The organism is Pseudomonas sp. TYF_14 (assembly GCF_043105275.1).
Taxonomy (GTDB): domain Bacteria; phylum Pseudomonadota; class Gammaproteobacteria; order Pseudomonadales; family Pseudomonadaceae; genus Aquipseudomonas; species Aquipseudomonas alloputida.
In genome coordinates, this window is sequence record NZ_JBICLK010000061.1 from 107098 (window position 1) to 119924 (window position 12827).

Annotated in this window: 11 protein-coding genes; 3 read left to right on the top strand and 8 right to left on the bottom strand. The window is 62.6% G+C overall.

The genetic code is table 11. The features are described 5' to 3' along the window. Nucleotides 1-104: 104 nt before the first annotated feature. The 6 genes from ACF8O8_RS16650 to ACF8O8_RS16675 all read right to left on the bottom strand — a co-directional run bounded on the left by ACF8O8_RS16650 (nt 105) and on the right by ACF8O8_RS16675 (nt 6335). Nucleotides 105-1049 carry a PDR/VanB family oxidoreductase gene (locus tag ACF8O8_RS16650; protein ID WP_392510018.1) on the bottom strand — a complete coding sequence of 315 codons (945 nt, stop codon included), beginning with the start codon at nt 1047-1049 and terminating at the stop codon, nt 105-107. Beyond that, a complete protein-coding gene (locus ACF8O8_RS16655) occupies nt 1046-2476 on the bottom strand; it encodes an amidohydrolase family protein (RefSeq protein ID WP_392510019.1) in 1431 nt (476 codons plus the stop codon). Before ACF8O8_RS16655 ends, ACF8O8_RS16650 begins: the two co-directional genes overlap by 4 nt. Before the next feature lie 38 nt (nt 2477-2514). Next, nucleotides 2515-3243 carry an ABC transporter permease gene (locus ACF8O8_RS16660; RefSeq protein WP_014862030.1) on the bottom strand — a complete coding sequence of 243 codons (729 nt, stop codon included), beginning with the start codon at nt 3241-3243 and terminating at the stop codon, nt 2515-2517. Nucleotides 3244-3328: 85 nt separating this feature from the next. Continuing rightward, complete coding sequence (locus ACF8O8_RS16665) at nt 3329-4177, bottom strand: ABC transporter ATP-binding protein (RefSeq protein WP_020192293.1); 849 nt, start codon at nt 4175-4177, stop codon at nt 3329-3331. Nucleotides 4178-4242: 65 nt separating this feature from the next. Further along, nucleotides 4243-5268, bottom strand: a complete 1026-nt coding sequence (locus ACF8O8_RS16670; protein ID WP_010954097.1) for an aromatic ring-hydroxylating dioxygenase subunit alpha — start codon at nt 5266-5268, stop codon at nt 4243-4245. Nucleotides 5269-5306: 38 nt separating this feature from the next. Beyond that, complete coding sequence (locus ACF8O8_RS16675) at nt 5307-6335, bottom strand: ABC transporter substrate-binding protein (protein WP_392510020.1); 1029 nt, start codon at nt 6333-6335, stop codon at nt 5307-5309. Nucleotides 6336-6988: 653 nt separating this feature from the next. Between ACF8O8_RS16675 and ACF8O8_RS16680 the strand changes: the two genes are divergently transcribed. Then, on the top strand, nt 6989-7795 hold the full coding sequence (locus ACF8O8_RS16680) for a membrane protein (protein ID WP_010954099.1): 807 nt from the start codon (nt 6989-6991) through the stop codon (nt 7793-7795). A 192-nt stretch (nt 7796-7987) separates the two neighbouring features. Here ACF8O8_RS16680 and ACF8O8_RS16685 read toward each other — a convergent pair whose 3' ends face one another. Continuing rightward, nucleotides 7988-9571, bottom strand: a complete 1584-nt coding sequence (locus tag ACF8O8_RS16685) for a rhodanese-related sulfurtransferase (protein ID WP_060489562.1) — start codon at nt 9569-9571, stop codon at nt 7988-7990. Next, the gene (locus ACF8O8_RS16690) at nt 9568-10176 is read right to left on the bottom strand and encodes a cysteine dioxygenase (RefSeq protein ID WP_392510021.1); all 609 of its coding nucleotides are present in this window, start codon (nt 10174-10176) and stop codon (nt 9568-9570) included. The genes ACF8O8_RS16685 and ACF8O8_RS16690 overlap by 4 nt, the downstream gene beginning before the upstream one ends. Before the next feature lie 296 nt (nt 10177-10472). Here ACF8O8_RS16690 and ACF8O8_RS16695 point away from each other — a divergent pair, with 296 nt between their 5' ends. Together ACF8O8_RS16695 and ACF8O8_RS16700 are read left to right on the top strand one after the other, a co-directional pair. After that, nucleotides 10473-11411, top strand: coding sequence for an ABC transporter substrate-binding protein (locus ACF8O8_RS16695; RefSeq protein ID WP_010954101.1), 939 nt, complete (start codon nt 10473-10475; stop codon nt 11409-11411). Nucleotides 11412-11468: 57 nt separating this feature from the next. Further along, a complete protein-coding gene (locus ACF8O8_RS16700) occupies nt 11469-12788 on the top strand; it encodes an LLM class flavin-dependent oxidoreductase (RefSeq protein WP_392510022.1) in 1320 nt (439 codons plus the stop codon). Nucleotides 12789-12827 lie beyond the last annotated feature (39 nt).

Consider the following 12827-nt stretch of genomic DNA (forward strand, 5'->3'; position numbering starts at 1 on the left):
CAAGGCCTGTCTGCGAGCCGCTCGCCTTGGCCATTGACTGCGTCAGCGGTTTTGCGTGCGCAGCTGCCGTCAGCCGTTGGCCGTCGGGCAGCTGCGGGCGATGGTCAAACGTCCAGCACCAACCGGGCGCTGCGGCAGCCCGATACGCAGGGCGTTATCCATTCTCCGCTGTTGCGCTGGGCATCGCTGAGGTACTCGTCGCGGTGATCAGGCGCCCCCTCGATGACCCGGCTGACACAGGCGCCGCAGATTCCCATTCCACATGACACGGGTAGCTCCACGCCCGCCCGCGATGCCGCCTGTACCAAACTTTCGCCCGGTTGCACCTCGACCTGAAGACGACTGCGCTGTAGCACCAGCGTGCAGTGACGCTCGACGTGCAAGGTGGGCTCTGCGGCCTGGAAATGTTCGCGATGAAGCGCCGTGGTTGGCCAGCCGCTTGCCAGCGCGACGTGCTCAACACAATCCATGAAACCTGCAGGGCCACAGCAATAGAGGCTTGCGCTGCCGTCCCAGGCCGGCAGGTGTTCCTCCAGGTACCCGGCGATCATCGGGGCGCGCAAGCCTCCATGAACCTCGGTATCCGCATCGAGGTACTGGACAAAGGGCACCTGTTTGGCATCGCGGGTGAAAAACAGCAAGCGCACCGACCGACCTTGCGCTTGGCATTGCCGGTACATGGCGAGCAGTGGCGTGATTCCTATGCCTGCGGCCACCAAGACGACCTGTCCTGTGCCAGGTTGCAGGCTAAAGAGGTTGCGCGGCAGGCCCACTTCCACCCGGGCACCCAGCCGCAGGTGCTCGTGCAGCCATTGCGAGCCGCCGCGGGAGGCTTTTTCGCGCTTGATGCCCAGGTAGACATGACCGTCCTCGGGCAGGCTGACCACTGAGTATTGGCGTACCACGCCATTGCCCAGGCGCAGGTCCACATGAGCGCCGGGTGCCCAGTCGAAGGGCAGGGGAGCAGGCCCCGGCGGGGCCAGTTCCACACCCAGCACGTCGTCGGCTTCGAGGCGCAGGGCCCGCACCTGCAGAGGCGTCCAGCTCATGCGCGTACCCCCGCGGCCTGTTGCAGACGAAGTACAGCTTGGCGTGCCTGGCTGCCCAGTTCGGCGAGGTCCAAGCCAGGAAGCGCATCGTTTTCCACGCTCAGGCGGCCGCCCACCAGCAATGCCCGCAGTGTCGGACGGCCACCGCCTACCACTGGCGCGATGCCCAGATCATGCAGACCGAAGTAGCGGGGTTGATCGAGGCGATAGATCGCCAAGTCCGCCGCCATGCCGACCTGCAGCGTGCCGATGGCGTCCAGGCCCAGCACCTGGGCGCCACCTGCCGTGCCCCAGCGCACAACGTCCTCCACGCTGGCGACATGGGCACCGCCCTCCAGATCGCCGCCAGCATGGCGGGCCATGGCGCGTTCGCCAGCCTTGGCCCTTTGCATTAGCCAGGCGGCGTGGGTTTCGCTGATCATGTCGCAGGCTTCGTTGGAGGCAGCGCCATCCACGCCGATCGAGACCGACATGCCTGCGGCCTCCATGGCAACGATATCTGCGATACCACTGCCAAGCCGGCCATTGCTTTGTGGGCAGTGGGCGATGCCGGTGCCGGTGGCGCCCAGCAGCTGGATTTCTTCGGCGCTCAGCTTGACCAGGTGCGCGAACCACACGTCCGGCCCGAGCCATTCCTGCTCCGCGCAGAACACCACGGGCGAGAGGCCGTGGCGATCATGGACTTCGTTCTGGTACTCCACGGTTTCGCTCAAATGGCTGTGCAGGCGGATGCCCAGCCGGCGCGCGGCGCGGGCGGTCTCGCGCAGGTGCTCGGGCGGCATGGAGTAGGGCGGACTGGTCGGCGCCATTACCACACGGCGCCAGGCATCGTCGGCGGGATCATGGTAGACCTGTACCAAGCGCTGAACATCGTCCAGGTACTGCGTGAGGGTCTCAGGTCCGGCTGTCGCGGGGCCTTCCGCCTGACGTACCTGGGTTGCGCCGCCCCGGCAAAGGATGAAGCGCAGCCCCAGGCGCTCGGCTTCTTCGAAGAGGATCTGTGCGCTGTCGAAGGCCATGCCTGGCAAGTACAGGTAATGATGGTCGGCCACCGTGCTGCAGCCGGAGCGGGCCAGCTCCACCAGCCCGACCCGGGCGGCCAAGCGGAAACTGTGCTCATCGAACAGCCCGCGATAGCGATAGGGCACGGCCCCCAACCAGGCACCGAGGCTCTGGTCGATGCCAGCGGGAATGCCCTTGAGCAAGGACTGGAACAGATGGTGATGGGTGTTCACCCAGCCTGGATACACCACGCAATCGGTGGCATCGAGCACTTGCTCACCTGGTAACGGTTGCAGCGAGCCCAGGGCGGCGATACGCCCCTGGGTGATACGGATGTCCGGCCCGACATGGCGCGCGGCGCCGCCGCGTAGGCCAGTGAGGATGGCGCTGGCGTTACGGATCAGCCAGCTGTTGGTGTGATTCATGTTCGTCTCCATAGCCAGTACGGCGTTTCGCATGGAAGTCAGCCCAGTTCGCTTTCGTGCCAGTGGCGCAGGCTCAACCGAGCCAGCAAAGCCATCAGGCTGAACAGCGCCACGCCAGTCAGGGCGATCAACACCAGGGCGGCGAATAGGCGGGGAATGTTGAGCTGGAATCCCGCTTGCAGGATCTGATACGCCAGGCCCGCACCCGTGCCGCCCGTACCGGCGACGAACTCGGCCACCACCGCGCCGATCAATGCCAAGCCGCTGGCGATGCGCAGGCCAGCGAAAAAGCACGGTAAGGCGCTGGGAATGCGCAGGCGCAACAGCACTTGCCAGCGGCTGGCGCGGTTCAGGTGGAACAGGTTGAGCAGGCCAGGGTTGACGCTGCGCAGGCCCAGGACGGTGTTGGCGATGATCGGGAAGATCGCCACCAGCGTGGCGCAGATCACCAACGCCAAGGTCGTGTCGCTGCACCAGATGATGATCAGCGGCGCGATGGCCACCACCGGCGTGACCTGCAGCAGGATCGCGTAGGGAAACAGACTGGCCTCCACGACGCGGCTCTGCACGAACACGAACGCCGCCAGCGTGCCGATGACCACGGCGAGGGCGAATGACAGGAAGGTGATCTTCAGGGTCATCCACAGTGCCCCCAGCAGCATCGGGCCATCGGCGACCAGGGTGCGGCCGATATCGGCTGGTGACGGTACCAGGTACACCGGGACTTTCCAGGCGATGCATGCCAGTTGCCAGACGCCGAGCAGCAAGGCGCCAACCAGTAGTGGTGAAACGATGCGTAGTACAGAAGGATTGCGTAGCCAGGGAGTAGAGGGTCGGCTCATGATGATGCTCTCAGGAAGGGTCGCCATTGGCCTGGGCCAGGAGTCGGGACAGGTGCGCGCATTGCTCGATGAACGCCGGTGAAGTGCGGTACGCCTCGTCGCGTTCCAGTGGGCCGTCGATGATTACATCGGCGATCACTCGACCGGGACGCGCGCCCATCACGATCACCCGCGAAGACAGGTAAACCGCCTCGAAGATGCTGTGGGTCACGAATACCACCGTCAGGTCGCGCTTGAGCCAGAGCTGGCGCAGGTCGCTATCGAGCTTGTTGCGGGTGAACTCGTCCAGGGCGCCGAAGGGTTCGTCCATCAGCAGCAGATTGGGTTCGGTGGCTAATGCCCGGGCAATGGAGGCGCGCATCTGCATACCGCCGGAGAGCTCCCGCGGGTAAACGTCGCCGAACTTGCCCAGCCCCACCAGTTCCAGGGCGGCTTGCACCTTGGGCTGGCTCTGGGCCTTGGGGGCGCCGGCCAAGTCCAGGGGCAAGCGCACGTTGTCGTGCACTTTGGCCCATGGCATCAGGGTGGCTTCCTGGAACACCATGGCCAGGCTGCGCCCCGGTGTGCCTGCGTGGTGGTCCGTACCCGGGGCATCCTTGCCCCACCAGCGCACATGGCCGGCGGAGGGCTGTTCGAGCCCGGCGAACATTTTCAGCAGGGTGCTTTTGCCACACCCCGACGGGCCCAAGAGCGAGACGAACTCGCCGCGTTCGATCGCCAGTTTCACGCGGCTCAAGGCATGGGTGCCATTGCTGTAGGTTTTTTCCACCTGATTGGCGAACAAAGGGGTGTCCACACCGATGGTGTTCGGCAGGGCCTGCGGCTGGACGTCGGCCTTGGATAGGGTCTGCATCAACATAGCGCTCTCCCCGTGGGTCATGAGCGGTGGTGTATGCCCCGGCGCACCGGGGCGTTGGGCAAGTGTCAGTGGCTGAGGAACACTTCGCTCTCGCCATGGGCTTCAAGCAGACCCAGTAGTTGCCGACGGATAACCAACCCGGGCTTGTCCGATGGCATGTGCAGTTCCACCCTGCGGCGGGTGTCGACACAGGCGTCAGGATCGGTAGCCTCGAGGATGTCGCGGTCTTCGGCTGTGATCGCTGCGTCCCAGTCGATCAGTTCCTGGGTCGAGCATTGCTCTTCGCTGTCGTTGCGATACAACCACTGCACGAGCATCAGTCGGTTGTCGTCGATGGGCGTGGCGCAGTTGTAGATGATGTGATGGATGCCGCTGTCCGGATACATGCAGCCAAAGCGCCGGGAGAAGGGCAGGTAGTAGCGGTTGAGCAGGTGCCGCTGGGTAATCGGCTCGGTCGTACCGGTGATACGGAAGCTTGCCTCGGGGTTGCGGATCGGCACGCGGGTCTCGGCTTCGAAGCCATAATCGGTTTCGCGAAACTCGTAACTGGCCGGTTGCGGCTGGTCGAACAAGCCGAAATTGGCCTTGTGCACGAAGGAAAAGTGCGAGTTGTCGAAGGAGTTCTCCATGACCCGCAGCGGGCTGGTCTTCCACTCTTCGTAAAACTGGAAGATGCGTCGGTAACCGGGGGCGCCGTCTTCCGGGAACTCAGGGATCGGTTGTAGCGGGTCGTCCAGGCTGACCCAGGCATAGCCGTACTTTTCCTGGCAGTGATAAGCCTTCACCGCGGCCCCCGGAGGAATAGCGCCGGTGGGACTCTGCGGGATCTTCACGCACGTGCCGGTGCAGTCGTATTCCCAGCCGTGATACCCGCAGGCGATATTGCCCTCAGCACTGACGAAGCCTTTGGACAGTTTGGCGGTGCGGTGGCAGCAGCGGTCCCGCATTGCCACCGGGGTACCATCGGGACGCTTCCACAACACCAGCGCTTCACCCAGCAGGGTGAATGGCTTGGGGCCGTCTTCGAGGGCTGTCATAGGGAGCAGGGCATACCAGAAACGGCGCAATACAGGTTGTTTGGTAACCAACATAATCAGGATTCCTCACAGCGTTGAGCTTGTTATGGTGTTCAGCGGCTGCCGACCTGCTCGGCCTCAGGGAGTACCTTCAGGTCTTGCACAAAGCGCGTGGTGTAGGCGTTGCGCCAAGGTGCGTCGGGACCGAGCAGACCCGCCTCGACCATGAAGTCGCGGGTTGCTTGCCAGCGGCTGTCAGTCATGGTGCCGATCCCCTGGGTTGCAGCCTCTCCACCGGTGACCAGGCGGTACTGCTTGAGGGTCGAGACGCCCCAGGCCAGCAGTTCATCGGTCATGTTGGGGTTGTCGCGCTTGATCAGTGCATTGCCGGCGCTGGGGTCATCCAGATAGCGCTTCCAACCCTCCATGGATGCGCGCACGAAACCTGCTACCCGCTCTGGGTGCTCAGCGATGATGTCTTGACGGGTGACCACGGTGGATCCGTAGGGTGGATAACCGGCATCTGCGAAGAGGAAAAAGTTAGGGGTCACGCCTGCCTTTATCGCCTGGAACAGTTCCGAGCTGGCATACGCCTGTTGTGTGGTTTGCGGGTCGGCTAGAAAGGGTTGCAGGTTGAAGGTGTAAGGCCGCGCCTGGTTGTCAGCCAATTGATATTTACCCTTCAGCCAGGGCCACCAGGTTTGCTGGCCCGAAGTGGACACCAGCACAGGCTTGCTGCCGAGAGCATCAAGTCCGCTGACGTCCGCGTGGGTCATCAACCCTTGCGGGTCTCCTTGGAAGGGCGCAGCCACTGCGACCACTGGCAGGCCTTGCTCGACACTTTTTAGAATCTGCAGGTCATAGTTGACGATGAAATCAGCTTGCTTGCTGACCAGCAGTTGCATGCCATTGACCTGTGGTCCCCCCATGCGGATGGACACATCCAGGCCTTCCTTTTCGTACAACCCATCGGCCAGTGCCTGGTAGAAGCCGCCCTGTTCGGCCTGAGCATACCAGGAGGTCAGCAACACGACTTTGTCGCCAGCGATCGCCAGCGGAGCGATCGTCAGCGTGGTGGGGAGCAACGCTGCTGCCAACAGCGAGCGTAACGGGCGAGCCAAGGCAAAACGCGTTTTCTTCATGTGTTCTTCACCCCGATTCAAAAAACCACCGTGCGCCGGATAGCGCGACAGCGAAGGAGCCGGGCGGAGAGAACGTGGGAAGAGAATGGCGTCGCGAAGCAAAAGGGCGTGAACTGGAAACTGACATTGCTCTCTTGCCCGGGGCTGCCATAGCCTCGTTCAAACATCCGCTCGGATGTACGCCCCGAAGGACGCAAGAGCAATGCCCCATGCCATGCCTGGCACTGACCGCTTCTACTCGCTGATACAAGAAGCCAGAAGCATGCCAATTTCATGAAGCCGCTGACTTTGCGGTGTAGCGACCCGCACCCGAGGGGGACGGCACTGACGCGTGAGTTGAGAAGGTGCAGAACGTACCGATTGAGCACTAATAGAGTGCGCAATGTTCTGAGTGGATGGTGTTCATTGATGATTAGGATTGCTCACAATAAGCAATTTACGTGTATCCGATTAGTTGGCACGCGCCCTGCTTTGCGCTAACTCGAGTAGAAGCGGTCAGTGCCCAAAGATGGCATGGGACATTGCTCTGGCGGCCTTGCGCCGCTCCCCCGGCAAGGGTGGCGCCTCGGCATGAGCCGGGGCCAGAGGAGAGGTCGTCCGCTGCTGCATACCCTTGCTGGCGAAAACCAACAATCACGACCCAAGGGATGCAAATGAAACCGAACGCTCTTTCCTGGCTGCTTCACAGCGTCGTCCCACTCTGCGCGTTGGCCACCGGCAGTGCCCAGGCGAATCCGCTGATGTGGAGCAACAACAGCCTCAGCTACCTCTACGGGCATGGTTATAAAGTCGATGGCACCGGCAACGATATCCAGCAAACCATCACCTTCGAGCACGCCAGTGGCTGGACGTGGGGCGACATGTTCCTGTTCGTCGATAACAAGTGGTCCAACGGCTTGTCCGGCAACGATGGCTACACCTATTACGGCGAGTTTTCACCGCGACTGTCGCTCGGCAAGATCAGTGGCCACCGTCTCAGCTATGGCATCGTCAAGGATGTGTTGATCGCTGCCACCTATGAGCGTGGAGAAGGGCGCAATCGAAAGTACCTGCTTGGGCCCGCTGTTGACCTGAACCTGCCTGGATTTGATCGTTTTTCACTGAACACTTACTACCGCAAGCCCGATGGGATCACCGGTAAAGCGTCTGGACAGTGGCAGATCAACCCGACCTGGGCCATGACGATACCGCTCGGGCGCTCCGACATTTTGCTCGACGGTTATCTGGAGTGGTACGTCAATGATGTGGGGACGAAGGGTACCTCGAACTATGTAGCCAAGAGTTTCCACTTCAACCCCCAGATCAAGTACGACGTCGGTAAGGCGATGGGGCAAGCGCCGGCGCGTTTCTATGCCGGGATCGAGTGGGACTATTGGTCCGACAAATATGGCATCGAAGACAGCCACGGCTTTCCGACCGATCAGAACGCGTTGAGTGCATTGATCAAGGTGCATTTCTAATGTGATGTTTCAGACGTACCACTGAGTATCTGGTACAGGCTCCGTTGATCATCACTCATCAAGCGTTGTGTATCGACGAGAGCCGACCCGCAACGGTTATTACCCTTGTAACGCGTCTGGTTCGAAAGCTTTCGGCCGTCCAGGCCCGCTTTCGATCCAGCGCGTCGTTTCAAATACCACCGTGGATACGGTTCAAAGCACCCTGAAACCATGAGTGCCATCGCGCTCAAGCTGCGCAATCAGGCCAAATTCCCAGTCCAGGTAGCCCTGCATCGCCTCGTGTGGGTTGTCTGTGCCTTCATAGGGACGCCGGTAGCGATCGCTGCGTGGTACGGCAAGGCGGGCCTCACCGCCTTCCAATGGAAGACCGGCGGCGATCCAGCGTGCGGTGCCTCCTGCGAGCACGTAAACCGGCGTGCGGGTCAGCGTCTGCAGGTCGCGCGCGGCAAAACGCGCCAGCAGGCTGCTGCCACAGGTCAACACATAACGGCGGGCCTCGGGCGGCCGTTCCAGGGCGTCGGCCAGCTGGGTACGGATCGCCCAGTACGCGCCCGGGATATGGCGCTTGACGTAATTGGCACTGGCGGTGAAGTCCAGCACTACTGTGCCGTCTTCCTGCAGCCAGCTGGCCAGTTGCTCGACGGTTATTTCGCTGGCATCCGGCAATTCGGGCAGCGGCGGTTGCCATTCGCCCCGGTCGCTGAAGTCCGCTGCAGTCAGCCCGTCGACCACAGCGACCTGCCAGCCCATCTGTGCCAGCCACGAGGCGCTCATGTTGGCGCGCACGCCATCGTCGTCCACCAGCGCGATGCGCGCCCCGCGCACACTGGCGACGTGGTCGGTCTCTTGAACCAGTTGCCCGCCGGGCACCGGGCGGCTGCCCGGCAGATGACCGGCGCTGTATTCCTCGGTCGTACGCACATCGAACAGGTAGAGGGTGCGCTGCGTGTCGGCCTGCCACTGGCCCAGCCCGGCGCGGTCCAGGCGCAGCACGCCGGCGCGGTCTGCTACCGCCCGGGCCTGGCCGGCGGCGTTGGCGCGGGTAACCGCGGTGACCTCGGCAAAGCGGCGGTCCTGACCATGAGCCAGTTGCTGCCCCGCCAGGGTCCAGCCGATGGTGCCATTGCGCAGGGCCGCCACCGGATTGGGAATGCCGGCATTGATCAGCGACTGGGTGCCGATGATGCTACGGGTGCGCCCGGCACAGTTGACGATCACCTGGGTCGCCGGGTCAGGCGCCAGTTCGGCCACGCGCAGCACCAGTTCGGCGCCGGGCACGCTGATGCCGCCGGGGATGCTCATGGTCTGGTATTCGTCGAAACGGCGGGCATCGAGGACCACCACATTGGCCTGTCCATCAAGCAGCGCCTTGACCTGTTCGGCAGCCAGCGAAGGCGTGTGGCGCACGCTCTCCACCAGTTCGCCGAAAGCTTTGCTTGGCACGTTGACATCACGAAACAACTCGCCGCCCGCAGCGCGCCAGCCGGCAAGGCCGCCATCAAGCAAGGCAACATTGACGTAGCCCAAGGCCAGTAAACGCTGCGCGGCGACTGCGGCGAGCCCCTCACCGTCATCGTAGACGGTGAGTGCGGTGTCCCGCCGGGGAACGCGGGCGAAGATTTCCAGCTCCAGTTTCGACAGGGGTATGTTGGCCGCGAACAGCGGATGGGCCTGGGCGAAAGGGTCTTCTTCGCGTACGTCGATCAGGGCCAGCTCCTCCTTGGCCAGTAAAGCACGGCGGATGTCGTGGTAACGGCGGGTGGTGACGGTGCTCATGGGGCAGGGTTCTCTTTGGACAGGTCCCAGATGTTTGGCAGGCGGGTATTGGAATAGCCGGAGACAAACGGTTTTTCGCTGCCATCCAAGGCGTACACCGCGCGCTTGACACCGCCGATGTTGCCGCCATAGACGTGAATGCTGATCGATACCTGGTCGGCGAACGCATTGCTCACCTGATGAATGTCGCCGATGCGCGGCGACACCGCTTCCACCTGGCCGGGCACCAGACGGATGGGGGCCCCCTCTTGCAACAAAGCGCCTCTGGCGTCACGCACGAATCCCTGAGCGTGCTCGGCACCGCGCAGCATGCCGATCAGCCCCCAGACCCGGTGGTCGTGGATCGGTGTTTGCTGCCCCGGGCCCCAGACGAAGCTCACCACCGAGAAACGTTGGCGCGAGTCGCAGTGCAGCAGGTATTGCTGATAGCGCTGCGGGTCGGGCTGGGCGAGGTCGTTCGGCAGCCAGTCGTCATGGGCGACCAGATCGGCCAGCAGGCCTTGGCCTGCGTCGAGAAGGGTGGCTTCGTCAGGCTGTCGGTCAAGCAGCGTGGCGAGGTGGTCGATGAAGTGGCGCAAGCGCTGCGGGTGCAGGGGTTCGGTCATGGTTCAGGCTCTGCTCTCAGGTTTCAGTTAACCCTAGCAAACCTTTTTTCTATTCTCAAAATGCAAAATAAACATAAGCTAATATGCAAAATATGCATTTACAGGATGGACCGTTTGTTTTGAAATTGCCGCAGTGAAAAGCATGAGGATATACCCAACGTGCATTTCACAGGATGAGTAACACTGATTAGATTATAAAGAATACTCCGTTAATACCTCGGAGCTATAAACAATAACAGACGAGACCGCACGCGCGGATCGCCTCGCATGCCCCAAGCGGGTATCTGGAGACGAACGTGCGTTACTTCAAACAGCTGGCCGCCACCGTGTTGGCCACCACTTTCAGCCTTGCCGCCGCCGCCCAGACCCTGGTGGTCGGTGACCAGAGTTACAACGCTCGTGCCGTGATGGAAGCCGCCGGCGTGCTAGAACAACTGCCTTACACCCTGGAGTGGAAGCAGTTCACCGCAGGCTCCCCGGTGGCCGAAGCGCTCAACGTCGGCAGTCTCGATATTGGCCTGCTGGGCGACGCGCCGCCCCTGTTCCTCGGTGCCTTGGGGGCGCCGATCAAGGTGATTGCGGTCAGCCGGCAGAACCTCGAAGGCGTGGCCATCCTGGCGCGCAAGGATTCTCCGATCCACAGCCTGCAGGACCTGCGCGGCAAACGCGCGGCCATCTGGAAAGGCTCGTGGAGCCAGCAATTGCTGTTCAGTGCCCTGGACAAGGCCGGGGTGCCGCGTGATGCCGTGGAGCTGCGTTACCTCAGTGCGCTGGATGCATCCCACGCCTTGGACGGTGGTTCGGTGGATGTGATCGCCACCTGGGAGCCTTACGTCACTCAGCAGGAGCGGCAAGGCGCCCGGGTGCTGGCCACCGCCGATGGGGTGATCCCGGCGCAGAGCTTCGTGGTCGCCAACAGCAAGGCGGTGGAACTCAAGCGAGCGCAGATCGCCGATTTCCTCCAGCGCCTGAAAAAGGCCCGTGACTGGACCTTGAGCGCCCCCGCCAATACCGAGGCCTACGCCGACGCGTGGGCCAAGCTCACCCGTGCTGATCGCGACATCGCCCGTGCCTGGTTCGCCCGTGCACGCACCGACCTCGCGCCGCTGGACCCGCAGGTGATCGCCGATGCGCAGAAAACCGTGGATTTCTTCTCCGGGCTCGGGCTGATCAAGGCATACCCGGCGCAAAGCCTGTTCGATACCTCGTTCAACGCAGCATTCGGCAATAACTAGGCCGCTGCGCAAGGACCGCGGCGGCATTCAGATATGGACCATCCAACAGGAACTCCCATGAGCAAACGACAGATCAAACTTGGCGCCCTGACCATGGGCAGTGGCGGCCCGGGCCGGCACAACCTGTGGCTCGACCCCGAACTGCCCGCCGACGCCAGCGTGAACATCGACTGGTACATCGCCATCGCCCGGCAGGCGGAAGCCGCGTTGTTCGACCTGATGTTCATCGTCGACAGCCAGTTCATCACCCCCGGCTCGCCTTCGCACTATCTCAATCGGCTGGAGCCGTTGACCCTGCTCTCGGCTCTGGCGGTCAGCACCCGCCATATCGGCCTGGTGGGTACCCTTACCACTTCTTACAACGCGCCCTTCAACGTCGCCCGCCGCCTGGCTTCGCTGGACCTGATCAGCAAGGGCCGTGCAGGGTGGAACGTGGTCACCAGCGGCGATGCCGGCACTGCCGGTAACTACGGGCTCGACGAGCATTATGACTACGACACCCGTTACGCCCGTGCCGAGGAGCATGTGCAAGTCGTGCAGGGGCTGTGGCAGTCGTATGAAGACGATGCTTTCCCCCGTGATCGGGCCAGTGGCCGGTTCCTCGACCCGACCAAGCTGCATGCGCTCAACCACAAGGGTAAGCATTTCTCGGTCGTCGGCCCGCTCAACATCCAGCGCTCGCCCCAGGGGCAGCCGGTGATCTTCCAGGCGGGCGATTCCGAACAAGGCCGAGCGCTCGGGGCCGCTACGGCTGATGTGGTGTTCACCCACGCCGCCAGCATCGAGCAGGGCCAGGCCTTCTACCGCGACATCAAGCGCCGCGCCGCGCGCCTGGGTCGCGACCCGGAGCAGTTGCTGGTATTGCCCGGCGCGGAGATCTACGTGGGTGACAACGACGCCCACGCCCGTGAGATCGAGCGCCATTACCATCAGGCCGACCACAGTTTCGAACTGGCGTTGAAGGAATTCGGGCGCAACTTCGGCTGGCATGATTTCAGCCAGTACGACCTGGATGCCCCGTTCCCGCAAGAGAGCCTGGAGTTTGCACGGAGCAGCTTTTTCACGAATGCCAAGCGTATTGCCGACCAGGCGCGGGACAAGGCCTTCAGTCTGCGTCAGGCTGTTGAGTTTGGCCGTCAGTTACGGCCAGGGGCCTTCGTTGGTTCGGCCGAAACCGTGGCGGCGAAGATGGCCGAGTGGTTCGAAGCGCGGGCGCTGGATGGGTTCAATATCTACATTGGTCATCCTGGCCAGTTCCGGCGGTTTACCGAAGAAGTGGTACCGTTGCTGCAGGCACGTGGGGTGTATCGCACGGCGTATGAGGGCACGACCCTTCGGGAAAGCTTGGGATTGGCGTTACCGCGGTCTGGCCGCTAGATCGCCTGGGCCGGCCTCTTCGCGGCTAACAACCGTTCC